The following is a 23,542-nucleotide window of genomic DNA, read 5'->3' as shown; positions in this document are numbered from 1 at the left end:
GTCCTGCTTCGTCTGCATCAGGGTGCGCCCTGGACGATATGCATCGGAGGGGCGGCGAAGAGGTGGGATGCGCGCTCCGCCATCCGCTCGACCTTGCCATTCTCTCCGCCATACACGCCCACCTTCTTCAGCGAGCCGAACAGCTCCTCACGCCCGCTCAGGGCACTGCCTCGAGCCATGTCGGCGATCTCGCCGATGGTCGCGGTCGAAGCCACGGGCGCGTACGCCGCGGTGCGCTCGACATCAGGGCTCAGCGGCGCCTGCCCCGGGTCGAGATACTCCTCGTTCAGCACCGAGAAGGCGATGGGCCCGACGGCGCTGCCCAACGTGGGCTCCGGCATCGTCACCCTGTATCCGACCAGCATGCCGTTCACGACGTCGCTGCTCGGCTTCGCGGGGCTCTGCTTGAAAGGGATGGGTGGCGCGCTCCAAAGCGCCGCGGGCATCTTGCGCGTGATCGGGGCGAACGACCAGCCGACCGGCTTGAACGAAGGCTCCCCGTCTCGCTCGACCTTGATCTTATGAGTCGAGGTGAGCGCCGCCTTGTTCATCGGGCGGATGGGGATCGCCGTCGCGGCGTGAGCAGCCGGGGCATGGTTGTCGACCTGCAGCGCGCTCGCGGGGATGGCGGACTGGGTCGTGAAGCTGAAGCCCCGCGGCCGGACGAACCAGCGCTTCTTGCTGTTGCTGTTCGCGGCGCTGTCGCTGTCCGCGGTGCCCACCAGCCCCTCGCCCGGCGCGAGGCTGCACACGTTGCTCGCGGGCAGGAGGGCCCGGAACTTCGCCCAGTCGAGCTCCTTCTCATCGTTCTGGTGGGCGGCATCGGAGCCGAAGCGCACCGAGAAGGTGAAGATCACCAGGTGGACATGCACCACGCCCCCCGTCGGTGGGCCCCAGAGGTCGAGCGAGGCGCCGATGGAGAGCGTGATCATCTTCGAGCACGCGCCCAGGTTGAGCCGGAAGCCGATGCCGATGTCGACATCGATGCTCGCGGAGAAGAAGAAGGGCCTCCACGAGATGAGGACATCGGCGTGCGCCGTGAACCAGGCCATCAGGCTGCCGTCGTGGAACAGGACCTCCAGGCCTCCGCCCGCCATGGCGCACGACGGGGTGAGCGCGAAGTACGCGTCTCCCTTGATGGAGACGTTGTCGCTCACGGGCCAGTTGAAGCCGAGGCGGGGGACCTTCGGGTAATGGTCCGGCGGCCCGAAGGCCGGGTGATAGCCGCCGAGGGTGAGCACGAACTCCCCCGCGTGAACGTGCTTGCCGTACCAGGTGTAGAAGGCGAACCCTCCCGTCAGGCGGCAGTTCGGCGTGAACAGGTACGAGTTGGCGCTCAGGAGGGCCGCCGCCGTGAAGACACCGGCCTCGGGCTTCAGGACCGCGCTGAGCTGGAGCTCGACAGAGGCATAGGTGAACTCGGAGCTCTCCGCGGGCAGCGGGAGCTGCATCGTCGAGAGCCCGAGGAGCGCCACGGTGAGATCGCTCCCCGGCTCCACGACCAGGAGAGCACTCGAGTGGACGAGCTCGAACGAGGTGAACGTCAGGCCCGCCGCGAACCAGAGCGCCCCAGGTTGGGGGGTGATCCAGCGGCGAGGGACGCCGCCCCCGGGGCCTGCCGTCCGGCCTTCCAGGATGCTCAGGACGTCGTCCCGCTTCTTGTCGAGCAGCAACAGCGGAAAGCGCTGGACCTCATCCATCGCCGGGATCGCCAGGCTCCGGTTGAAGCCGAAGCCGGCCATCAGCCCGGTGACGAAGAAGGGCGGGGGTCCACCGAGGGGCATCTCGAGCTGGGCGAACGCGAAGAAGGACGCGTCGCCCGCCTTCGTCTGGGCGAACGAGCCGATCCCGGCGATCCCCAGCTCCTGCGCGCGGATCACCACGGTGCCGTCGAACTGGAAGTCGACGTCCGGCGCGAGCACCCGGAGGAGCGAGCCCGAGAGGGTGAGCGGCGGTTGCGTGTAGTCGAGCCCGAGGCCCGCCAGAGAGAACGAGGGCTCGAACTCCGTGAGCGGTGAGCCGAGGGAGAGGCCATCCAGGGAGAGGGTCAATCCCGCCACGCGGATCGACGCGCTGAAGAGGACCCAGAGCTTCTTGTCCCGATAGTCCACCCCGATGCGCTCGAAGTGAACGGGGCCGAGGGTCTTCTGGACGCTGAACCAGGTGGCGCTGTCCGTGCCAGGAGCAGGCGGGGTGCCTGGGTTGGCGGGCGGGGCTCCGGCGCTGCTGGCCGTGGGGAAGCTCAGCGGTCGGGGTGCACCGCCCAGGTTCAGGTTGGCGGCGATGTTGAGCCCCCGGCTCAGGGCGGGAGGATTGGGGCCGGCGCCGGGCGAGGGCTGAGGTCCCTCCGGCAGGCGGGTGATCTCCGTCGGCAGGAGGCTGTTCAGCTTCGAGACCTCGCTCGTGCTGAAATCCGGAGAGGCATAGAGGATCTGGAGATCGTCGATACCGGCACCGTCCTCATACGCCACGGAGATGCCTTTTCCGATGAGGGGCAGCTTGCTGAAATCGAACCCGACACTGAGATCGACCCCCAGGAGGACCTTCTTCTGGGGCGCCTTGATGGAGGCGAAGAAGGCGCTCTTCAGGTCGATCTGGAGGACGTCGAGGTCCTTCGCCACATCCTCGGAGAGCGGGAGCACATCCCGAAGGAGCTCGCCGAACCCCAGCTTCTCGCTGCCCGGATGACTGTAAGCCGCCACGAGCTGGCGCGAGGGCTCGGCCCCCTTCGTGGTCTCGACCGTGAACGAGAAGCGGCGGCCACCGACCAAGAGCCAGCCCGCGTACGTGTTCTGCTGCTGCGCGAACTGGATGCGAACACCCGCGCGCACCGGCTTGTCGGCGACGTCGAACGTGCCCTCGCAGGAGAACGTGTACTGGTTGCCTTTCCCAGACGTCGAGCCAGGGGCCCGGCGGGCGCTCAGCATGAAGCCCGTGAGCGTGAAGCTCTGGAGCACCTCGGGCAAGGTGACGCTCGTCGGGAGCCCCTGGTCGTCCTGGCTGCGGACAATGGCCCGCAGCAGCTCATTCAGCAGCTCACCGAGCTTCAGGCCACCACCGCTCTCGCCCCCCGAGCCATGCAAAGCCCATTCATCGTTGGACAGGGTGAGCTGAAGCTCCGGCAGCTTGTCCTGCGAAGAGAGGGCCCCCTGGATCCCCAATGAGAATCGATAGGACTTGAGCGCGGGAGCCACGCTCAGGTTCATGTCCTTGATCACCAGGCTCGGGCCCTGGAGACGGGGGAAGCCGCTGTGGGCCTGCCGGTCGAAGATGTCCGGCAGCTTCACCTGGATGTCGCCGACCTGCCGGGCGCGGATGAGGAACCCGGGCACCTCGACGCTGGCCTCGAGCACGGCGCTCCACATCGTGAGCTGGCCCGTCAGCGTGGCCCAGGCGTTGACACCCGAGCCCCCCTTCGCGATCACCACGCGGACCTTCGTGAGCCCGGCCGTGATCTCCTTCTCCACAACGGTCCACGTCGCCGCCTTGCCCAGACCGATCGTGAACCCGGCCGCCACGGGCGCGTTGTTCACCAGGCGGATGAATGTCCTCTCGAGGCTGGGAGCGTGGGTCGCGTCGACCGTGACGCTCTCTGGCAGCACCTGGACGTCCACCGCTGTGTCCGGCCGCAGCAGATCCTTGGCGAGGGTGAGCACGTCTCCCACGCTCGTCAGCGCGGCATCCTGGAAGGAGCACACGAGGAGCACGTCCTTCGCGAACGCGTCCCACGTGTGGGCACTGAGCGCGCCGCTCCCGCGGACCTCCTTGCCATGAAGCTTTCCAAGGGTGACGGTCCCGAGATAGGCCATCCTGGGCCTGTAGCTCAGGTTTCGCAGGAGCCCACCGCGCGTGAGCGGGGAATAGAAGACGAAGGCAGGATCCGCGAAGGTGCCATGTCCCCAGAGCGGATGTGGCTCGCGCAGCGCCGCGCGCAGGTGAATCCCGGGGGGGAGCGGCTCGCCGGCCTTCTCATCCCAGGGCATGGCGTCGTCGGCGAGCGGTGGTGCTGGCTTTCGAGGATCCGGCAACACGAGCTGCCCGTGAAGGTCCAGCTCCGTGCCCTGCGGAGGCGTCAACCTGGCCGGCGTCCACCTCGCGCGGAGGTTGAGGCCCGCGTGCAGCGGCGGGTTCTCGCCGGGGAGGAGGTGCGTGCTGAAAACGAGCCGGAGCTCGCTCAAGGCCTCGCCCCACAGGATCGGCAAGACATCTGGCAGTGACGTGGCACCGCCATCGCCTTCGGACTCATAGGCAGCGGGCAGGTTCGGAAAGAGCTTCTGGACGCTGTGCCCCGCCGGCACGCTGAAAGACAGGATGGCCTGCACCTGCCCGTCGCCCATCAGGGTGAAGACGGCCGTCAGGTCGCAGGGCACCGCCGCGATCGCGATGCCGAAGGGAGCTGCTTCTCCGCCGGGTTCCATCACCTGGGGGAACTCGGCCCCGCCGGTGATGGTGATTGACTGATCCGCCTCGTGGACGACAGGCTTCGCGCCGGGGATCCGGATGGCTCCTCCTGGCCCCCAGAGGGCCGCGAACCCTCCGCGAAACCGCTCGTCGCTCAGCGTGTCATAGGTGAGCCGCACACCCGTGCCGTCCCCTTGGAGCGCCTTCCGCAGTGTATCGAAGTTCATGAGATCAAGCCCTTCGATGATCCCTCCCCGTAGAGGTGGTTCATGGCGGTGTACACGGAGGGCCAGACTCGAGGATCCGTCAGCGCGTCGCCATGATCGATGCCCCCTGGGACGACCCACCATTTGGCGCATCCAAAAGTCTGGGAGGTCAACGGAACCGTCCCGTCCCCGAACTCGTTGAGCGCGTAGGTGGGAACGGGGGGATCCACATATATATCGTCGAGTTTCAGGGACAGCTTCGTCAGGGTTTGCCTGCCCTTCAGGGCCACCGCGACCGTGTTCTCCGTCCAGTCCTTGTGCTCCGACTTGATCCACGTATTGAGTTGACGGCCCTTCTTGATGTTCCTCCTCATCTGTTTGACAAGGGCTTGGATGTTCTGGTTGCCGTAACTCCAGCTCTGGCAATGCACCCTTCCGCTGAAAGTCCATTTCCACTGCGGGTTGCTCTCCGCGAAGTGGTACCCCATCACCTTGGACACCTGCGAAGCCACGTCATCTCCGGAGTCGAACCAGAAGAGATCCGAGAACCCCGGGATGTGCGGCACGAGGAGTGCGCACTTCCAACCTTCTTCGGCGAGAAGTTTCGCGACGAGCTTCTCCTTGGGGTTGTACCAGGCGGCCGCGACGCCGTTCACGACCCGCCGGAGGGTCTCTGGCGCGCCGATGATCGGACCCGCGACGACGACGCTCCCCAGGAAGGCGGCTTGATGGGGCGGTAAGGAACCTTGCTTCAGGCGGATCGCCTGTGCCAGAGCCGCGAGCGTCCCCATGCTATGGGCGACGTACATGAAGGCCTTGTGCAGGCTGTTCTTCAATATCTCGGAGGTTCCATTCCAGATGGCATCGACGTTATCGAGCGTGGACCGGCTCCAGTCGTAATTGAGGACGTAGACATCGGGCGTGAACGAGAGGGATTCTCCCCCTTCGCCTCTCTTTTCGACGTTCGCATCGTTCGTCTTCGTGACGAAGTCGTGATACAGGCCGGCGACGTTCTTCGTACGGCTCTCCGCGAAAGGGGTGTTGGGAGAGGGCAGGAGCGCTGTTCGGCTATTGAAGCCTGGCGAAGTGCCGTCGATGGGGTCCGCAAAAGACCCGGCCTTTTCCAGCGCGCTCCTCCCATAAACGGTTCCCAACAGCGTGACCTCGTCGTGGACGGGCCAGACAACATCACCGGCTCGTTTCCCCACGAGCGGGCTGCCCAGGATTCCGGGCAGCAGGATCACGGCGACGCTGGGCATTGGAACGCTCCTCTCTCGCGTGCATGGGTGCCCTCCGAACTTCCGATAATAGACAGGTGCAGCCCACAAAGTAGCGCAATGGTGCGACAGCACTCGGGAAAGCCCCTGAGCAGAAATGCGCTGACCTTCATGCGCCGCGGATAGGCTGGAAGGATGAGGCTCTCGCTCACCGCGCTCTCCACCTGTGCGCTCCTGCTCTCGGCCCTCCCCGCCCTCGCCGAGGAATCCGCCAGCCCTCCTGCCGAGACGCTGCGCCTCCAACGCCTGCACGGTCTCGCTGAACTCTGGGGCGAGGTGCGCTACCGCCATCCGACCCTCGCCAGCCAGGAGCTCGACTGGGACGCGGCGCTGCTTGCGGCACTCCCACGCGTGGAGGCCGCGCGCAGCCGCGAGGACTACGCTCGCGCCCTCCAGCAGATGCTGGACACGGTGGGGGATCCGGCCACCCGCGTCGAGCCCTGGGATTCGAGCCAGCCCCAGGCTCGGCCCGCCCGCAACCCCCGTCCCTTGCATGCCTGGGAGAAGGAGGTGCTGGTCGTCAACCTCACCGCCGCCGCGAGTCCTCCCGCGCTCAGCTCGTTCGCCCCGGCGTACGCGCCGCTCGTCGCGGATCTCCAGCGGGCTCGAGCCGTGGTGGTGGACATGCGCGCCCGCGCCCTCACCGACGAGCGAGGCCCCTACCGCATGGCCAACGCGCTCGATCTCATCGCGCCCCAGCTCTTCCAGGGCGAGCTGCGCACACCCGCCCAGCGCATGGTGCGCCGCGACGGGTACCGCTCCCAGGTGGGCATCCCCGTGGGCTACGGCATCGCCTTCACGGAGTTCTCCGAGGACATCGTCACGGGCAAGGCCAGCCCCGGGCCGCGCCCCCTCGTCTTCCTGTTCGACACCGGCACGGTCGTGCCCGCCGTGGCCCTGGCACTCCAGCAACGGGGACTCGCGCGGATCCTCTCCGAGGGAGAGCTCGGCCAGGGCTCGGGGGCGGAACGGCTCGAGGTGAAGCTGGGAGAAGGGCTCACCGCCTGGGTGCGCGTCAGCGAGTTCACCGTCCCGCTCCGTGCGGACGAGCGCCTCGCGGAACGGCCCGCGGCAGATGCTTCGGACGCTGCCCTCCAGAAGGCCCTGGAGCTGGCGCGCCGGGGGTGGAAGGTCCCCACCCGCATTCCACGGCCGGAGCCCCTGCCGCGCGCGCTCTGGAAACCGGACAAGCGCTACGAGGAGTCTGCCTACCCGAACCGGGCCCTGAGGCAGCTGGCGGCCATCCGCGCCTGGAACGTCATCCGGCTCTTCCACCCCACCTTGAGGCTGTTCGCGCACGACTGGCAGGGAGCACTGGTCCACTTCCTGCCGAAGTTCGAAGCCGCGCGGGACGCTCGCGAGTACGTGCTCGCGGTGGCGGAGCTGTCCACCTGGGTGGAGGACGGGCACGTCTTCCTGCGGGATCACCCGGAGCTCACCCGGCTCTGGGGTGACTGGGTCGCGCCGCTGAACGTCTTCGATATCAACGGGAAGATGGTCGTCGTGGAGATCGAGGTTCCCTCCGCGGCGCCTGGGCTCCGGGTGGGAGACGTGGTGGAAGCCATCGACGGCGAGCCGATCGCCACCCGGGTCCAGCGGCTGACACCATACGTCACCGCCTCCACACCGTCCCATCGCGCCTTCAAGGTCCTGCGGCGTGCCCTCGGAGGCCCTGTGGACACCACCTCCACGCTGACGGTCCGAGGCGCGGACGGACAGGCACGACAGGTGACCATCAGCCGCAGCCGCGACAACCTCGGCAAGGAGTACACGGAGAATGGCCCCGCCTTCCGGGTGCTACCGGGCAACGTGGGGCTGGTGCGCCTGGGCCTGCTGCGCGCCGCCGAGGTGCCAGCGATGTTCGAGCAACTCAAGGGGACCCGTGCCCTGGTGCTGGACCTGCGTGGCTACCCTCAAGGTCTCTGGGGCATGGCCCCATACCTCAACACCCGGAAGGCAACAGACGCCAACCTCGCCCTCTGGAACGTGGTGGAGGGGGCCTCGCAGGCGATGAGCTTCCAGATGCGCTCTCCCGTGACACGAGGAGATGTCCCCCTGTACCAGGGCCGCACGGTGACGCTGATCGACGAGCGCACCATCAGCCAGGCGGAGAGCGTGGCCCTGCTGCTGGAGGCTGTGAACGGCACCACCTTCGTCGGCAGTCCCAGTGCGGGAGCGAACGGCGACATCACCGACTTCTCCCTGCCCGGCGGCATCAACTTCCTCTTCAGCGGGGCGGAGATCCGTCACCTGGACGGGGCGCAGCTGCAATGCCTGGGCGTCCAGCCGCACCTCCGGGTCCGCCCCACGCTACAGGGGCTGCGGGCCGGGCGTGACGAGGTGCTCGAAGCGGCGCTCCGGTTGCTCGAGGCCCCCGCTCCGAGCAGCGCTCCCCGGTAGGGGGGAATTGCATGTCACCGGGCAAGTCGCATCAAATCTCTCAGGTCCGAGTGCACGAGAGGCGTGTGGTTCGCATTCACCTCGTTACCGGATAGGGGGTGTCGAGATGGCCGAGCGCTTAGCCGTATCGAAGTTCGAGGTGAATGGTCAGGCCATCATGGCCGTCGTCGCGGCGATGTCCATCACCCAGAATCGCGCGCTGAAGATGCTGGCGGCACAAGGCATTGCTCCTCTCGAGAAGGAGAGGTGGTACCCGATGGACAAGTTCCTCGTGGTCTTCGAGGCCATCGGGAAGGAGATCGGCCCGAACACCATCAAGGCCGTGGGGCGGAAGATTCCGGAGAACGCCATCTTCCCTCCGAACATCCAAGCCATCGAGGACGGCTTCCGCTCCGTGGACATGGCCTACCGGATGAACCACCGAGGCACCGGAAGCATTGGCGGCTACCGCTATTCGCAAGTGGGGCCGCGCACCGCGCAGATGCTGTGCGACAACCCCTACCCGTGCTCGTTGGATGAGGGGCTGCTGGAGGCCCTGGGTGAGCGCTTCCGGCCGGTGGACTCGCTGTGGGTGCGCGTCGAGCACCAGCCGGGGAGCTGCCGCAAGAGCGGGGCGGCTTCCTGCACGTTCAATCTGTCCTGGTAGCCACGTGCTTCAGTAAGCGAGTGGCGCTCCAGCGGTCCCCTCCTGAGAAGTCCCCTCGGAGACGCTGTATTGGTACGGACGGGCGTCCCAGGGCAGTTCCACGGTGAAGGTGGTCCCCGCGGAGGCCTCGCTCTGGACCCTGACCGAGCCGCCATGCGCCTGCGCGCAACTCTGGACCAGGAAGAGGCCCAGCCCCCAGCCCTCATTCGTGGGCGAGCCATGCGACCGGGAGAAAGGCTCGAACAGGTGGGCCTGGTTCTCTCGGGAGATCACCGGCCCCTCGTTATGGACCGAGAACCAGGCACCCGCCGGGCCTCGCCGGACCGTGAGGGTGATGGGCCGGTCCTTCGCGCCATACTTGATCGCGTTCACCGCCAGGTTCCAGAGGGCACGCCCGAGTTCCTCCGCGCTCCAGCATCCCCGCACCCCACTGTCCGCATCGAGAATGAACCGGTCGCCATGGACCTCTCGAAGCTCCTCGAGGACCTCGCGGGCAACAGAGTCCAGCTCACAGGTGTCGAGCCGGAGCGGCAACTGGCCCCCCACCTGGACACGGCTGGCATCCAGCAGATCCCGGATCATCTGGTCCATGCGCCGGACGTTCCGGTCGATCCTGCTGGCGAGATCCTTCCGCGTGCCCAGCGCCTCGGCCTGCCGGAGCAGGAGCTGGGCCGCCGCCTTCACCGACGCCAACGGCCCTCGGAGATCGTGGGCCAGAACGGAGACGAACCGCTCGCGCAGGTCGCGCTCGACGCGAAGGTCCTCGGATTGGAGCAGGAGATCCTTGTAGAGCTGGGCATTGTCCAGTTGGAGCGTGAGTTGCTCCGCGAGCGACTCGAGCCGCCGGCCCTCCCGGGCGGTGAACGTCCGCTCCTCGGAGGTCCCGACGTATATCACCCCCAGGAGCTTGAAGCGGGGAGGGAGCCGCACCCCCAGCAGACCATGAATGCCACTGCGCCGCAGCGCGTCCCCCACTTCCAGGGTGGTGGTCGCCACGTCCGAAATGGTCGTCGGCTCCTCCCGTTCCGCGGTCTTGCCGGCGAACGAGGAGACACCCAGGGACACCACGTACTGCTCGAACTCTCCATTGCCCACGCCCACGGAGGCGGTGGTGACGAGCCGGTTGGTGTGCGGCTCATAGAGCAGGAGGGCCGCCGTCTGCGCCCCCATGGCCTCCATGACGAGCAACATGACGTCCCTGAGCTGCTCCTTGAAGGAGACTTCCGGCGTCCGCAAGGACTCGTTTGCGATGGAGCGAAGCAGACGGAGGTAGCGCTTCTCCGTCTGCTCATCGTCCCGCATGTGTTCATGGAAGAGGTCCGTCACCAGGGTCGTGGCGTGATTCAGCTCCCCGTACAGCCACTCGATCTCCTCGGGCGCGGGCTGCTCGGTGGGGGAGCGGTCTCGCCAGAACCGGGAGATGCATTGGCCCAGCAGCGCAAACTCGGCGGCGACTTCCGCGATATGGAAACCCTGGCGAAGACGCCACCCGATGTGCCCCTCGATGAGCTCCCGGCGCCTGGCGCTGGCGCTGGCGCTGTCAGGCGCCCCTGGAGCGTGCTGGGCCAGCAGCGCCAGATAGACGGGCATCATGTTGGTGAGTTCGGGCTGGGTCAGGCCCCGAGCAGACGCAGCCCTCTTCGCCTGCGCCACCCAAGACTCGAGAATCTCGTCATGATGGCGTCTGATGATTTCGGCGATGCTAACCATACCCCAGAGCACCTCCGGCCGATCTTCCACTCCCCAGGAACCGGCCTCTCCAGCAGGCCCTTGCTTGAGGACGTGTTCCAGCCCCACCGGTCGTGACCTTGCTTGCTTCACCAAAGCTGGCAGCGCCGCGGTAGAGGTGCACGGGCAAAGCATGGGAACACTCGCCCTGTGCGCAGATGAGCATCGGGACGAGAGAGCGCCCGATGTATCCTTTCGGTTCTGCGACAGGAGCGCTTCATGAGCGGACCCTTCCACACCCCCGACCTGAGCCGACGCTCTTTTGCTCGAACCAACCGCCAGACGGTGGAGCAGCGCGTGGAGGTGCTGCGCGAGTTCTTCCCCCAGGGTGTCCGCGCCGTGGGCGAGCTGTGCTGCGGGGACTGCAGCCGCCAGTACTCGGCCTATACCGAGCAGCTCGGGGTGACGCGCTACAGGGCGTTGGATCTCGAACCGGCCATCGTCGCCGCCAACCAGGAGCGCGGCATCGAGTGCGTCCAGGGTGACGTCACCCGGCCGGAAGTGCTGCGCCCCTTCCTGGACTTCGAGGTCCTCTTCTACGGCCCGCCGCTTTCCGTGGAGTGTGACGCGCACCGCTCCCTGTCGTTCCGCGAGGTGGTGCCTCCATTCTCCGATGTGGCGGGGCTCCTGTTCGGGGAGCTGAGGTACAACGGCACACTGGTGTGCATCGCGCCCAACACCACGACGGTGGGCGACGCGCGCTGGCTCTATACGCAGGTGCGCGAGGTGCGCCCGGACGTGGGGCTGCGCCTCATCCACCACAGCTTCTCCACGGTGACGGGCTCGGACGAGCCCACGGAGCCTCGAAGGAAGTACGTGGAACTCTGGCTGTCCACCCGCCTGGAGGATGCATGGGAGGTGCGCGAGTCCCAGCCCGCCCAGGAGGGTTCCGCGCCCTGAGGTGCCATGGAGCCCAACCCCAGGACTACGCGCCCCTGGCGGCTGCTCGTGCGATGCGCGCGGATCCCAGCCCCAGCACGATGAGCCCCGCCAGCGCCATGCCTCCGCCCACGAGGCAGACTCCCGCCCAGCCGAAGCGCATCCATGCGGCGGTTCCCAGCCAGGAGCCGGTCGCGCCTCCCACGAAGTAGCTCACCATGTAGATGGTGTTGAGGCGGCTGCGGGCCTCCGGGCGCAGCGCGAACACGCGCGTCTGGTTGGAGATGTGGTTGGCCTGGGCTCCCAGGTCCAGGAGGATGACGCCCAGCGCGATGCCCCACAGCCACTGTCCGAGCAGCGCCAGCACGACGAAGGACACCAGCAGCACGCTGATGGCCAGCATGTTGATCTTCCGATCCCCACGTACGTCGGCATAGCGCCCCACGAGCGGAGCCGCCGCGGCGCCCACCACGCCCACCGCGCCGAACAACCCGGCGACCTGGGGGCTGTAGTGCTCGGGCATGTTCTGGAGGTACAGCGCCAGCGTCGCCCAGAAGGCACCGAACGAGCCGAAGGTCAGCGCGCCGATCAGCGAGTGAAGCCTCAGCACGGGCTCGTTCCGCACCAGGCCTCCGAGCGAGTGCAGGAGCGCGCCGTAGGACATGTCCGCCACCGCGGGCTGAGCCGGTAGCGCCACACGGAGCACCACCGCCAGCACCAGCATCAGCGCCGCGCCGATCCAGAACATCTCCCGCCAGCCCAGGTGCGTGCCGACAAAGCCCGCCGCCGTGCGAGACAGGAGGATGCCGATGAGCAGTCCACTCATCACCGTCCCCACCACGCGCCCGCGCGCGGCCGCCGGAGCCAGGTGGGCCGCGAAGGGCACGAGCAACTGGGGGACGCAGGTGGTGATGCCGATCGCGAAGCTCGCCGCGACCATCCATCCCAGGCCCGGAGCCAGCGCCGCGCCCACCAGGGCCAGGCTGACAAGGCTCGTCATGGTGACGATGACGCGCCGCCGTTCGAGGCTGTCCCCCAAAGGGACGATGAGCAACATGCCCGACGCGTAGCCCACCTGCGTCATGGTGGGCACCCAGCCCAGGCTACTCCCCGACGCGCCCAACTCGCGCCCGATGTCTCCCAGCAGCGGCTGGTTGTAATAGAGGTTGGCAGCGGTCATGCCGGAAGCCACCGCCATCAGCCACACCAGGCCGGGCTTCATGTGCCCCGGCCGCGCGTGTTCTTCTCCCATCCCCTGACCTTCCATTCCCCCTTCCCTAACACCGGGCTCGCGGGCCTGCGGGGCAAATCTCGCGGCGGACAAGCCGACCTCCGCAAGGAAGTGGGCTGCCACCTGGGATGCCACCTGCCGTGGTTCGTGCCACCCGGTATGCCTGTCATACCAGTTCGGTTCACGCCCGCCGCCAGCGGGGACCACCGCAGGCAGGTCCTCGCCCTCGAGGCGTGCGACTTCAGCCGCGTCGGCCCGTCGCCCGCGTGCGCAGGTTGTCGAGCAACACCGCCAGCAGCAGGATCACCCCGCGGACCACGTACTGATAGAAGGCCTGGATGTTCAGCAGGTTCATCACGTTCTCGGCGATGCCCATGATGAGCACGCCGACGACCACGCCCGAGAGCGTGGCCCGCCCGCCGGCCAGCGACACGCCACCGAGGACGCAAGCGGAGATGACCGACAGCTCGAGCCCCTGTGCCGCATTCGGCTGACCGCTGGTGATGCGCGAGGACAGGAGGATGCCGGCAATCGCGCAGACAAACCCCTGGAGACTGAAGATCCAGATGCGGATGGTGCCCACGTTGACGCCAGCCAGCCGCGAGGCATCCGGGTTGCCGCCGATGGCCAGCGTGTTGCGCCCGAACACGGTGCGGTTCAGGACGAAGCCAAAGAAGGCGAACGACAGCACCATCACGACGATGGGCACCGGGACGCCGAGCGGTGCCGTCTGGGCGATATCAAAAAAGGCGGGATCATCCACGCCAACGGCTCGCCCATCCGAGGCAATCAGCGCCAGGCCGCGGACGATCTGCATCGTCGCCAGCGTGGTGATGAGCGCGTTGATCCGCAGCCGGGCAATCACCACACCATTGACCATCCCCACCACGACCCCAGCCGCCAGCGCGGCCAGGATGCCGATAAGGATGCTCTCGGTGCTGTTGGAGATCATCACGGCCGTCATGCCCGTGAAGGCCACCGTCGAGCCCACGGACAGGTCGAAATCCCGCGACGCCAGGCAGAGCATCATCGTGCACGCGACAATGCCGATGGTGACCACCGACTGCAGCAGGCCCAGCACGTTGCGCTGGGTCATGAAGTTGGGCACGAAGATCGAGACGATCACCAGGGCCAGCAGGAACAGGATGACCAGCCCCTGTTCTCCGAGCACGACCCGCTTCAGGCGCTCCATTCCACGTCCTCTCACGCGACCGAGCGGTCGGGCAGTGCCGCCGCCAGGATCTTCTCCTCGGTGAAGCCATCCCTCGCGAACTCGGCCGAGATGCGCCCATTGCACATCACCAGGATGCGGTCGCTGATGCCCATGATCTCGGGCAGCTCGCTGGAGATGACGATGAGCGCCACGCCCTGGTCGGCCAGTTCGTAGAGCACCTTGTAGATGTCGCTCTTGGCGCCCACGTCGATGCCTCGGGTGGGCTCGTCGACGATGAGCACCTTGACGCCGCGCTCGGCCAGCCAGCGCGCCAGGATGACCTTCTGCTGGTTGCCTCCCGACAGGTTGACGATGTCCTGGTAGCGCGACGGCGTGCGCACCCCCAGCCGCTGGATGAAGGTGTCCGCCACCTCGTCCTCCTTGCGGAGGTTCAGGATGCCGAAGGGCGAGAAGTGGCGGCGGCAGGAGATGGTGATGTTGTCCTCGACCGACTGACCTTGGAGGATGCCATCGGCCTTGCGGTCCTCCGGGCAGAGCACCAGCCCCGCGCGAACGGCCTTCCTCGGGTGATCGATCCGTACAGGAGCGCCATCGAGCCGGAGTTCTCCCGCCTGGCGCTTGTCGGCACCGTACAGCAGACGCGCCAGCTCGCTGCAGCCCGCGCCCACCAGTCCGAAGAAGCCGAGGATCTCCCCCGCGCGGACCTCGAAGCTCGCGGGAGCCGTCAGGCGCGAGCCGTTCACGCCCGAAACAGAGAGGCGCACTTCCCCCGGAGTCCGAGGCCGCCAGCCCCAGATGCTCTGGATCTCCCGTCCCACCATCTCGCGCACCAGCGCGTCGCGAGTGAGGCCCTCGAGTGTCTCGTGGTGCGCCACCAGCTTGCCGTCACGAAGGACGACGGCGCTGTCGCACAGGCGGAACACCTCATCCAGGCGGTGCGAGACATAGAGGATGATCTTCCCTGCCTCGCGCAAGCGGTGGACGAGCCGGAAGAGGATCTCGCTCTCGTGCGCGGAGAGCGAGGAGGTGGGCTCGTCCAGGGCGAGGATCTTCGCGTCGAAGATGGCGGCCTTGGCGATCTCCACCATCTGCCGATCGCCGATGGACAGGTCCGTGACCCGAGCATCTGGCGACACCTCGATGCCGAGCTCGCGCAGCACGGAGCCGACCTTGGCGGACATCTCCCGGAAGCTGACGATCCCGAAACGTGACGGGAAGCGGCCGAGCATGAGGTTCTCGGCCACCGTCAGCTCGGGCACCAGCTGCAACTCCTGGTGCACGATGGTGACGCCCGCGAGGATCGAGTCGCGCGTCGAGGTGAAATGCTGCGCCTTGCCCGCGATGCGGATCTCACCGGAGTCGGGCCGGTAATCGCCCCCCAGGATCTTGATGAGCGTGGACTTGCCCGCGCCATTCTCGCCGAGCAGGCCGATGACGCGGCCTGCCGGCACGGCGAAGCTGAGATCCTGGAGCGCCCGGACGCCGGGGAAGCTCTTGGAGATGTGGGCGAACTCGAGGAAGGGCGTCATACGCCCGGCCTACTGGAGCCCGAGGTCCTTGCGGACCGCCACATACGTATCGCGGGTGGCCAGCTTGCCGGAGGTAAGGGTGAGCTTCTCCGGCGGCTTGTTGGCGAGGACCCAGTTGAACATGTTGAGCGTCGTCTCGTACCCGTGGCGCTTGGGCGAGATGATGACGGAGCCATAGAAGCCGGTCGGCGAGGGCTTCTTGAACTCGTTGATGGCGGCATCCGAGCCGCCGATGCCCACGCCCACCACGTCCGTGCCCTTCAGGCCCACGGCCTCGGTGGCGCGGACGGCGCCGAGCACGGCCTCGTCATTGAGACCGAAGGCGACCCACTTCTTGATGTTGGGGTTCTTGTTGAGGACGACGGTGGCGGCGTTCAGGGACGCCTCGGTGTCCGTCTTGCTCTGCGGCGCGTCGAAGATGTTCTGCGCCAGGAAGCCGTTCTGCTTCAGCACGGAGATGGCGCCCTCGACGCGGTCCTTGGCGGTGGGGAGCTGGTCGTAGGAGACGCGGATGGCACCCACGTCCTTCACGTTCCAGCCGCGTGCCTTGATCTGATCGACGATGGCCTGACCCACGGCCTCGCCAATCTTGGTGGCGGAGATGCCCATGTGGGGCACATCCTCGAGCGCCTTGCCCTTGCTGTTGACGAGCTGATCATCGACGGTCATCAGCTTGAGCTGATTGGCCTTGGCGCGAGCGACCAGGCCGGGCCCCAGCTTGACGTCCGGGGTGCAGATGATGACGCCTTGCGCGCCTTGGGCTCCCAGGTTGTCGATAGCTGAGAGGGCCTTCTCGCCGTCCTCTGCGCCAATCTTGATGAGGGTGAAGCCCTTCTCCTTGGCGGCGATGTCCGCGAACTTCCACTCGTCCTGGAACCACGGTTCCTCGGGCTGCTTGACGACGAAGCCGATCTTCACGTCCTTCGGATCCTTCGGGTCCGCTGCTTCCGCCACCGACGCCGCGAATACGGACATGGCCAAGGCCATGAGCAGGTTCTTCCAGAGGCGCATCGTTCCTCCTGAACAGCCAGGTCTCTGACGTGTGAGTTGTACGGGTGCTCGGGCGGCGATCGCCGACCCTACTTCGAGCGTAGTGCAAGCAGGACCCGAGTCAATCACCACGGTGTGCCTGAAATCTTCCAGGACTCGGGCCCTGCGCGCCGTACCTACTGCACGCTGATCTTGTCGAGGTCGGGCGCCCAGCCCGAAGCGTTGGAGAACTGGAGGGTGTTGTTGCCCGCGCTCAGGTTCACGGTGGTCTGCCAGGAGGCTGGCACGTCATAGCTGCCGGTGCTGGCCAGGCTGTAGGTCGCCGTCGTCCCTGCGTTGACACGCAAGGACAGGGAGCGCACCTCGGCGGTGGAATAGGAGACGGTGAGGGTGTAGTTGCCGGCGACGGGGACGTAGACGCTGTTGAAGGTCAGCGTGCCGCCATTTCCCAGGAAGCCGACCTTCTGGCCGCCTGAGCACCCAGGGCAGGTGGCCCTCACGGCGCCTCCGGCGAGGGTGTTGGCGGAGTCCTCCGCCTCGAAGGTGGCGGTGCTGCCGCAGGTGATGCGCGCGTTGGCCCAGTCCGCATGGTCGTACTGATCGTTGTCGCCATTGTCCGTGACGACGAGCTTGAGCGTGGACCTGCCGGAGACGTTGACGCTGAGGCTCTTGGTCGCGGAGGCGCCGGTCATCGTCCCGCTGTCGTACAGCTTGGTGCTGTCTCCCCAGACCTGGAAGATGACACTGCCGTTGCTGCCCACCTCGTCATCGAGCCCGATATCCGCGGTGAAGCTCGAGCACCGACCCGAGAGGTTGAAGTCCACCTGGGAGTTCGCATGGATGCCGAGCCCCTTGGCATAGGTGGCGCCATTGAGGGTGATCGTCCGCCCATCACCGCTGGCCTGCTCGCCATTGCTGAGGTTGCGCTCGACAGGGCCCCAGCCGCTGGAGGCCAGGGACCAGGTGTCATCGCTCAGATAGGTGGTGCCCACCGGCACGACGACCTCGGTGCCGACGACCTTGAGCATCACCACGCCGTGAGACGGGACATTGGCGGTGTAGCTGTTGGTGAACGAGCCGCGATCCGCCTTCGCCCAGAGATCCCGGACCGTAGCGCTGCCTGCGGCGAGCCCCAGGTCGCTCCAGTTGGCGGTGATGTTGGCGGCGGCGGCGGAGCGGTTGAACAGCACCACGGCGCGAACTCCAGAGCCAGTCAGCTTCTTCGACCAGACCTGGAGCCCGTTGTTGTCGACGACCTTGCTGCCCTGGATGCCGAGCGGGTCCTGATCCACGGCGATGACTTCACTGTTCATCAGGATGTTGCGAGTCGCCGCATTCATGTTGGTGAGGTCATTGCCCATGATGAGCGGGGCGGCCATGAGGGCCCAGAGGCTGAAGTGGGCCTGGTACTCGGTGTCCGTCATGCCCGTGCCGCCCACTCCGTTGGAGCCGTAGAGGCCAACGATGAGCATGTCCGGATCGTTCCAGCTCCCGGGCCCGGCGGAGGCGGCGTGCTGGGCATTGCTGTCGAGGATGCCGGTGAAGCTGCCCCAGCTGTCGTTGATGTCCCCGGTGGTGCGCCAGAGGTTGCCGGTGCTCGGGCCCCAGTTCCACGGTGACTGGACGCCCCAGTTGCAGATGCTGAAGACGATGGGGCGGCTGGCCTGAGCGAGGGCGTCTCGCATCACCGCGTAGCTCGACGGAGCGTCGTAGCCAGGCGTGTTGCACCAGTCGACCTTGACGTAGTCCACGCCCCAGGCGGCGTATTGGTTGGCGTCCTTCACTTCGTAGCCACGGCTGCCGGGCCGGCCCTGACAGGTGGCGGTGCCGATGTCCGTGTAGACGCCAAGCTTCAAGCCCTTGCTGTGGACGTAGTCCGCCAGCGCCGCGATGCCGCTGGGAAAGCGCGTGGAGTCCGCGACGATGTTGCCATTGGCGTCTCGGCTGACCTGCCAGCAGTCATCGATGTTGATGTACTGATAGCCAGCGGCCTTGAGCCCGCTGCTGACCATCGCATCCGCCTGCTGTTTGATGAGCGTCTCGTTGATGTTGCAGGCGTACTTGTTCCAGCTGTTCCACCCCATGGGCGGAGTCCGCGCCAAGCCATTGTCCAGGGCGTGGGCACTCATCCCGAGTAGCGTGGAGAGAAGAATGAGGCGACCGGTCAGTCCCGCAGCGATTCCGCGTGCGCGCATGTGCTGGCTCCTGTGCAAATGCAATTTCATTTCCTTGATTATCAAGGAAAGCGCGACTTAAAGGGCTCCATTCTCTTGCACAAGAGCTGTGGTTCCGCAGGACTCCCACTGTTCACCAGTGAGCAGTTTGGCAGGCGATGGGATGCAGGGAGGAACCCGCGTCGGGCGAGACCGAAACCAACCGGTATGCCTGTCATACCAGTTCGCAACCCACTCAGTTCAGCAGCAGCGCCCACCGCCTCGACGGTAGCGAGCCTGCATCCGCTCGTTGAAGAACTCCGCGTAGCTCATCACCGGCCGCTCCGGGTGGTGCACACGCATGTGCTGGACGTAGGTGTCGTAGTCGGGCACGCCAATGATCAGCCGAGCAGTCTGCACGGCCCGACGCCACAGTCCCCTCAGCTCATCGCGCGAGAGCCACATCTCAAGAGTCCGCCACCAGGGGCACGTGAGGGGTCTCCTGCGCTGTTGGAGCCACCGAGCGGCGGGCCGCAAGCGCGGCGCGAATTCCGAACGCGAGCGTCGTCACGACCACCAGCATGAAGAGGACGGTGAGGCTGGCGTCCACGTAGTCGTTGGTGATGACACGCTGCATCTCCTCGAGCGTCTTCGCCGGAGCGAGCACCTTGCCGCTGTCCCGGGCCGCGGAGAAGGCGCGCGCATGGGCGAGGAAGCTGACGCGGATGTCACTGCTGAAGACCTTCTGCCAGCCAGCGGTCAGCGTGCACAGCACCAGCCACGCGGTGGGAATGGCGGGGATCCACAGGAAGCGCTCGCGCTTCATCTTCACGAGCGCCACACACGCCAGGGTCAACGCGATGGCGGCCAGCATCTGGTTGGCGATACCGAACAACGGCCACAGCGTGTTGATACCGCCGAGCGGATCCACCACGCCCTGGTAGAGGAAGTAGCCCCAGCCGGCCACGCAAACCACGGTCGCGATGAGGTTCGCGCCCCAGGAGTCCGTTCTCTTCAGTGGCGCATAGACCAGACCGGCCAGCTCCTGGATCATGAAGCGGCCGACGCGGGTGCCAGCATCCACGGTGGTGAGGATGAACAGCGCCTCGAAGAGGATGGCGTAGTGGTACCAGAAGGCCATCATCCCCTCTCCGCCGACCAGCCCGTGGAGGATCTGCGCCATTCCCACGGCGAGGGTCGGCGCGCCACCGGCCCGAGACAGGATGGAGCTTTCGCCAATCTCCCGAGCCGTCTGGGTGAGCACCTCGGGAGTGAGCACGAAGCCCCACTGGCTGATCACCTGGGCCGCGTTCTCCACCGTGGTGCCAATCAGCCCCGGAGGAGAGTTCATGGCGAAGTACACCCCGGGCTGCAGCACCGTGGCGGAGATCAGCGCCATGATGGCGACGAAGGCCTCCATGAGCATGGCGCCATAGCCCACCATGCGCGCCTCGCTCTCGTTGGAGAGCATCTTCGGCGTGGTGCCCGAGGAGATGAGCGAGTGCCACCCGGACACCGCTCCACAGGCGATGGTGATGAAGAGGAACGGGAAGAGGTTGCCGGAGAACACAGGGCCGGTGCCGTCGATGAACTTGGTCATCGCGGGCATGCGCAGCTCGGGACGGGCCAGGACGATGCCCACCGCCAGCACCAGGATGGTGCCGATCTTCAAGAAGGTGGACAGGTAGTCGCGAGGCGCTAGCAGCAGCCACACCGGAAGCACCGAGGCGCAGAAGCCGTACGCAATCAGCATCCACGCCAGGGCCCGGCCGTCATAGGTGAACAACGGAGCCAGCGCCGGGTTGTCGGCCACGCGGCCACCCAGCCAGATGGACAGCATGAGCAGCACGAAGCCGATGACGGAGACCTCGAGCACCCGGCCGGGCCGGAGATAGCGCAGGTACACGCCCATCAGCAGGGCGATGGGAATGGTCATGGCCACCGTGAAGGTGCCCCAGGCGCTGGAGGCCAACGCCTTGACCACCACAAGTGCCAGCACGGCGAGGATGATCATCATGATCATCAGCACGCCGATCATCGCCACCACACCGGCGGCGGGGCCCATCTCCATGCGCACCATGTCGCCCAGGGACTTGCCGTCCCGGCGAATGGACAGGAACAGGATGGTGAAGTCCTGCACCGCGCCGGCCAGCAGCACTCCGAAGAGGATCCACATCGTGCCGGGCAGGTAGCCCATCTGCGCGGCGAGCACCGGCCCCACCAGCGGCCCAGCGCCCGCGATGGCGGCGAAGTGGTGCCCGAAGAGCACCCACTTGTCGGTGGGCACGTAATCGAGCCCATCGTTGTGGCGCCGCGCCGGTGTGGTGCGAGTGGGATCGAGCTGGAGCGCCTTCTCGGCAATGAAGCGGCTGTAGAACCGATAGCCGATCATGAACGTGGAAACAGCGGCCACCACCAGCCATGTGGCGTTGATCGACTCGCCTCGGTGCAGAGCGACCGTGCCCAGACAGAACGCGCCCAGAACGGCGAGCGCAGCCCAGCCCAGCTTGCTCGCGAGGCTCCCCTTCATCCCTTCCGCTTGACTCATCGCGCGAAGGTTCCTCCCGGGGTTGGAGCCCGTCAATCTCAAGATCCTACCCGGTCAGGGCTTCTGTCCTGCCCGGACGGTCATGACGCGGCACGTCCTACCCGGGCCCCTCTCACGTGCCCGTGAAGATATGGTCCCAGACAGCCTCGCGCTGAAGGTCCACGAGCATCTGGTCCCTCCCTCCCGCCCGAGTGCCCCAGCCGCCCTTCTCGCGGAAGAGTTCGCCTTGGATCCAGGTCCCCACCTCGGGGTGGAGATGACAGACCGCAGCGGTGGGATCGTGAAACATCTTCTCGGGAGCTCCCTCGAGGTACAGCCTCATGCCCTCCAGGAAGAGCTCCATCGCGCGCGTCCGGGGCGCATGCGCGAGGTGCCGCTCGAGGATCCTCCGGTCGTAGACCATGGTGTGACAGACGTTCTTGCCCACGAACCGCCGGGGAATGTCCTGCGAGAGGAAGCGCTGTGCGCCCTTCACGTCTCCATTCAGGTTGAAGGTGGCCACCGCCTCCAGCCCCTCGAACTTGCGGAGCCGCACGGGCGGCGCGTACAGGTGGTAGCCCACAAAGCCCCCCTGCATGGTTGCTCGCCGGGGCAACGACGCCGCGTCACTCTTGAGGTAGCCCGAGATGTTCTGCACTGGGCCGATGATGAACCACTCGGCCTCAGGGTACTTCGCCATCGTGTCCCGGACGATCTCGTGGCCGTGACCATCGGGAGGGAGGCGCTTCGGCCAGTCGTACTTCTTCAGGATGTCCACGTGCACGCCGCCCACGCTGGACTTGTCCCTCTCCGGGCCCGCGCTCCCCACGGGGATGTCCAGGCCCACCTGCCGGCAGAGGAAGCGGGCCACCGCCACTTGATCCTGATCGCCTGGGGAGATGGTAATGGCTCGGATGTGGACCCCCGCCGCGACGAGGTAGAGCAAGGCGAAGAAGTCATCGGCATCGCGTCCGATGTCCGTCTCGACGATCAGGTCCATGTCACTCTCCGTGGGAAGTCGGTCCGGCGGGCGGACCTGCGCGCCGTGACGAGACACCCCCACTCCTCCTGACTCCCAGGTGCTCAGGGTGCGCTTCTGATGGCATGATGCGCGGCAGCCCGTTGATCAGAGGTGGAAACCGGCTGTGATTTCAATCAAGGAACTGCGAACGCTCGGCGCGTCCCTGTCCGCGGAGAAGTTCCGCGGCCAACTGGGGCCCTTCACACTCATCCAGCGGCCTCCAAGCGAGGAGTCCTCGGAGACGTTGGCTCCGACGCACACGGCCAACCGAGGCACCATCGAACAGGGGATGCTCACGCTGCTGTTCGAGTTCGAGAACCTGCTCGTCGCGACGCTGCCACCCCTGGGCGAGACGGACTCGATAACGTTCGGGCGGCTGCCGGACTGTGACGTGGTGCTCGAGGACAAGTCGGTGTCCAAGCAGCACGCCGTGCTGCGCTGGAATGAGGCCGAGCGCCGCTGCACGGTGAAGGACCTCGGCTCGCGCAACGGCACATTCCTGAACGGAACGCTCGTCGTGAACCGCGAGGCCACGCTGAAGGACGGAGACATCCTCAGCGTGGGCTACGTGCAGTTCTGGTTCCTGCTCACGGACACGCTCTACACGCGGCTGCGCAGCGCCCGCTAGACGGCTCAGAGCGTGTAGCACCTCGGAGCCCGGTCAGATGACCGACGCATCTCCATTCTTCGCGGCAAACTTCTTCAAAGCCTCCTTGAGGCCCTCGTCTGCTGGAATGAAGGCAAGTACGGGAGCCCATGCAGGAGGAGCCCGAGGAATGTCGGTGGTGTCACAGAGGATGTCCAGGAAGCGCCTGTCTCCCACAGAGAATCGGATGACGCCGATGTAGCGGGGCAAGAGCAACGTCGAGACGAGCTGCTCGGTCCGATCCGGTGACAGGCCAAACCCATGCGCTTCACTCAAATAACGCCCGTTCAAGACGAAGCGGAGGTCGACCAGGAGCTCGTCCCGCTGGCCCTCCCCGGCAACAAAGCGCACGAGCGGCAGCAACTGGCTCGCCATCAACACCAGGTCCGTAGCGCTCATTCGGAGCTTGGGGTACAGCGGCACATAGGCTTCGTGAATCGAGACCGGCTGCTCGAACTCGTCATAACCGGCGTCGTACGGAGCAAAACTGAGACGAGGGAGTTCCTCGGCCGCGTTGGCATCCTGGCGGGGGACCCACGTCATGCGCGCATAGGGCCCGAAGCGATCGTCGTGAACGTAGAGGCGAGCAATCCCCACCGAGCGCAGTCCGTAAGGGGCCGCGCAGGAATAAAGTTTCAGTTTGCGGGTGCCCGAGATCGTGCCCATCAATGTAGGCATGGACCTGGAGGAAGTCATCGCGGCGAAGTACCAAGCGCTTGAGAGCGGACTTACAG

16 protein-coding genes are annotated in these 23,542 nt (G+C 66.3%); 4 read left to right on the top strand and 12 right to left on the bottom strand.

The features are described 5' to 3' along the window. Nucleotides 1-17 precede the first annotated feature (17 nt). Nucleotides 18-4,628, bottom strand: a complete 4,611-nt coding sequence (locus KY501_RS13975) for a DUF6603 domain-containing protein (RefSeq protein WP_224363423.1) — start codon at nt 4,626-4,628, stop codon at nt 18-20. Beyond that, nucleotides 4,625-5,866 (bottom strand): hypothetical protein, encoded by a 1,242-nt coding sequence (locus KY501_RS13970; RefSeq protein ID WP_224363422.1) that lies wholly within the window; start codon nt 5,864-5,866, stop codon nt 4,625-4,627. Before KY501_RS13970 ends, KY501_RS13975 begins: the two co-directional genes overlap by 4 nt. Nucleotides 5,867-6,019: 153 nt before the next feature. Here KY501_RS13970 and KY501_RS13965 point away from each other — a divergent pair, with 153 nt between their 5' ends. Both KY501_RS13965 and KY501_RS13960 read left to right on the top strand, forming a co-directional pair. Then, the gene (locus KY501_RS13965; protein WP_224363421.1) at nt 6,020-8,284 is read left to right on the top strand and encodes a S41 family peptidase; all 2,265 of its coding nucleotides are present in this window, start codon (nt 6,020-6,022) and stop codon (nt 8,282-8,284) included. A 106-nt stretch (nt 8,285-8,390) separates the two neighbouring features. Continuing rightward, nucleotides 8,391-8,930 carry a hypothetical protein gene (locus KY501_RS13960; protein ID WP_224363420.1) on the top strand — a complete coding sequence of 180 codons (540 nt, stop codon included), beginning with the start codon at nt 8,391-8,393 and terminating at the stop codon, nt 8,928-8,930. Between the two features lie 9 nt (nt 8,931-8,939). Here the strand turns inward: KY501_RS13960 and KY501_RS13955 are convergent, their stop codons facing one another. After that, nucleotides 8,940-10,583 carry a sensor histidine kinase gene (locus KY501_RS13955; RefSeq protein ID WP_507236555.1) on the bottom strand — a complete coding sequence of 548 codons (1,644 nt, stop codon included), beginning with the start codon at nt 10,581-10,583 and terminating at the stop codon, nt 8,940-8,942. 294 nt (nt 10,584-10,877) lie between these two features. Between KY501_RS13955 and KY501_RS13950 the strand changes: the two genes are divergently transcribed. After that, nucleotides 10,878-11,558: a metallophosphoesterase family protein gene (locus tag KY501_RS13950; protein WP_224363418.1), complete on the top strand. Its 681-nt coding sequence runs from the start codon at nt 10,878-10,880 to the stop codon at nt 11,556-11,558. 25 nt (nt 11,559-11,583) lie between these two features. Here KY501_RS13950 and KY501_RS13945 read toward each other — a convergent pair whose 3' ends face one another. From KY501_RS13945 to KY501_RS13910, 8 genes are all read right to left on the bottom strand, one after another. Beyond that, nucleotides 11,584-12,789: an MFS transporter gene (locus KY501_RS13945; RefSeq protein ID WP_224363417.1), complete on the bottom strand. Its 1,206-nt coding sequence runs from the start codon at nt 12,787-12,789 to the stop codon at nt 11,584-11,586. A gap of 220 nt (nt 12,790-13,009) precedes the next feature. Then, on the bottom strand, nt 13,010-13,960 hold the full coding sequence (gene araH, locus KY501_RS13940; protein WP_224363416.1) for an L-arabinose ABC transporter permease AraH: 951 nt from the start codon (nt 13,958-13,960) through the stop codon (nt 13,010-13,012). 11 nt (nt 13,961-13,971) lie between these two features. Beyond that, nucleotides 13,972-15,471 (bottom strand): L-arabinose ABC transporter ATP-binding protein AraG, encoded by a 1,500-nt coding sequence (gene araG, locus KY501_RS13935; RefSeq protein WP_224363415.1) that lies wholly within the window; start codon nt 15,469-15,471, stop codon nt 13,972-13,974. 9 nt (nt 15,472-15,480) lie between these two features. Continuing rightward, the gene (locus KY501_RS13930) at nt 15,481-16,482 is read right to left on the bottom strand and encodes an arabinose ABC transporter substrate-binding protein (RefSeq protein WP_224363414.1); all 1,002 of its coding nucleotides are present in this window, start codon (nt 16,480-16,482) and stop codon (nt 15,481-15,483) included. A gap of 155 nt (nt 16,483-16,637) precedes the next feature. Then, a complete protein-coding gene (locus KY501_RS13925) occupies nt 16,638-18,656 on the bottom strand; it encodes an NPCBM/NEW2 domain-containing protein (protein ID WP_224363413.1) in 2,019 nt (672 codons plus the stop codon). 219 nt (nt 18,657-18,875) lie between these two features. Beyond that, complete coding sequence (locus tag KY501_RS13920; protein ID WP_224363412.1) at nt 18,876-19,079, bottom strand: YbdD/YjiX family protein; 204 nt, start codon at nt 19,077-19,079, stop codon at nt 18,876-18,878. Nucleotide 19,080: 1 nt separating this feature from the next. Further along, the gene (locus KY501_RS13915; RefSeq protein ID WP_224363878.1) at nt 19,081-21,144 is read right to left on the bottom strand and encodes a carbon starvation CstA family protein; all 2,064 of its coding nucleotides are present in this window, start codon (nt 21,142-21,144) and stop codon (nt 19,081-19,083) included. A gap of 130 nt (nt 21,145-21,274) precedes the next feature. Next, nucleotides 21,275-22,141, bottom strand: coding sequence for a nucleoside hydrolase (locus KY501_RS13910; RefSeq protein ID WP_224363411.1), 867 nt, complete (start codon nt 22,139-22,141; stop codon nt 21,275-21,277). A gap of 145 nt (nt 22,142-22,286) precedes the next feature. Between KY501_RS13910 and KY501_RS13905 the strand changes: the two genes are divergently transcribed. Further along, complete coding sequence (locus KY501_RS13905) at nt 22,287-22,790, top strand: FHA domain-containing protein (protein ID WP_224363410.1); 504 nt, start codon at nt 22,287-22,289, stop codon at nt 22,788-22,790. Between the two features lie 33 nt (nt 22,791-22,823). On the opposite strand, the gene KY501_RS13900 is transcribed toward KY501_RS13905, so the two are convergent. Beyond that, nucleotides 22,824-23,542, bottom strand: a 719-nt coding sequence (locus KY501_RS13900) for a hypothetical protein (protein WP_224363409.1), incomplete at its 5' end; no start/stop codon positions are given.

Origin of the sequence: Hyalangium versicolor (assembly GCF_020103695.1) — a bacterium.
Classification (GTDB): Bacteria; Myxococcota; Myxococcia; order Myxococcales; family Myxococcaceae; genus Hyalangium; species Hyalangium versicolor.
This window is presented reverse-complemented; position numbering and strand designations above follow the sequence as displayed.

Coding starts and splice junctions, on each gene's coding strand:
- KY501_RS13975 (WP_224363423.1), bottom strand. CDS start 4,628: ATGAACTTCGATACACTGCGGAAGGCGCTCCAAGGGGACGGCACGGGT.
- KY501_RS13970 (WP_224363422.1), bottom strand. CDS start 5,866: ATGCCCAGCGTCGCCGTGATCCTGCTGCCCGGAATCCTGGGCAGCCCG.
- KY501_RS13965 (WP_224363421.1), top strand. CDS start 6,020: ATGAGGCTCTCGCTCACCGCGCTCTCCACCTGTGCGCTCCTGCTCTCG.
- KY501_RS13960 (WP_224363420.1), top strand. CDS start 8,391: ATGGCCGAGCGCTTAGCCGTATCGAAGTTCGAGGTGAATGGTCAGGCC.
- KY501_RS13950 (WP_224363418.1), top strand. CDS start 10,878: ATGAGCGGACCCTTCCACACCCCCGACCTGAGCCGACGCTCTTTTGCT.
- KY501_RS13945 (WP_224363417.1), bottom strand. CDS start 12,789: ATGGGAGAAGAACACGCGCGGCCGGGGCACATGAAGCCCGGCCTGGTG.
- araH (WP_224363416.1), bottom strand. CDS start 13,960: ATGGAGCGCCTGAAGCGGGTCGTGCTCGGAGAACAGGGGCTGGTCATC.
- araG (WP_224363415.1), bottom strand. CDS start 15,471: ATGACGCCCTTCCTCGAGTTCGCCCACATCTCCAAGAGCTTCCCCGGC.
- KY501_RS13930 (WP_224363414.1), bottom strand. CDS start 16,482: ATGCGCCTCTGGAAGAACCTGCTCATGGCCTTGGCCATGTCCGTATTC.
- KY501_RS13925 (WP_224363413.1), bottom strand. CDS start 18,656: ATGCGCGCACGCGGAATCGCTGCGGGACTGACCGGTCGCCTCATTCTT.
- KY501_RS13920 (WP_224363412.1), bottom strand. CDS start 19,079: ATGTGGCTCTCGCGCGATGAGCTGAGGGGACTGTGGCGTCGGGCCGTG.
- KY501_RS13915 (WP_224363878.1), bottom strand. CDS start 21,144: ATGAAGGGGAGCCTCGCGAGCAAGCTGGGCTGGGCTGCGCTCGCCGTT.
- KY501_RS13910 (WP_224363411.1), bottom strand. CDS start 22,141: ATGGACCTGATCGTCGAGACGGACATCGGACGCGATGCCGATGACTTC.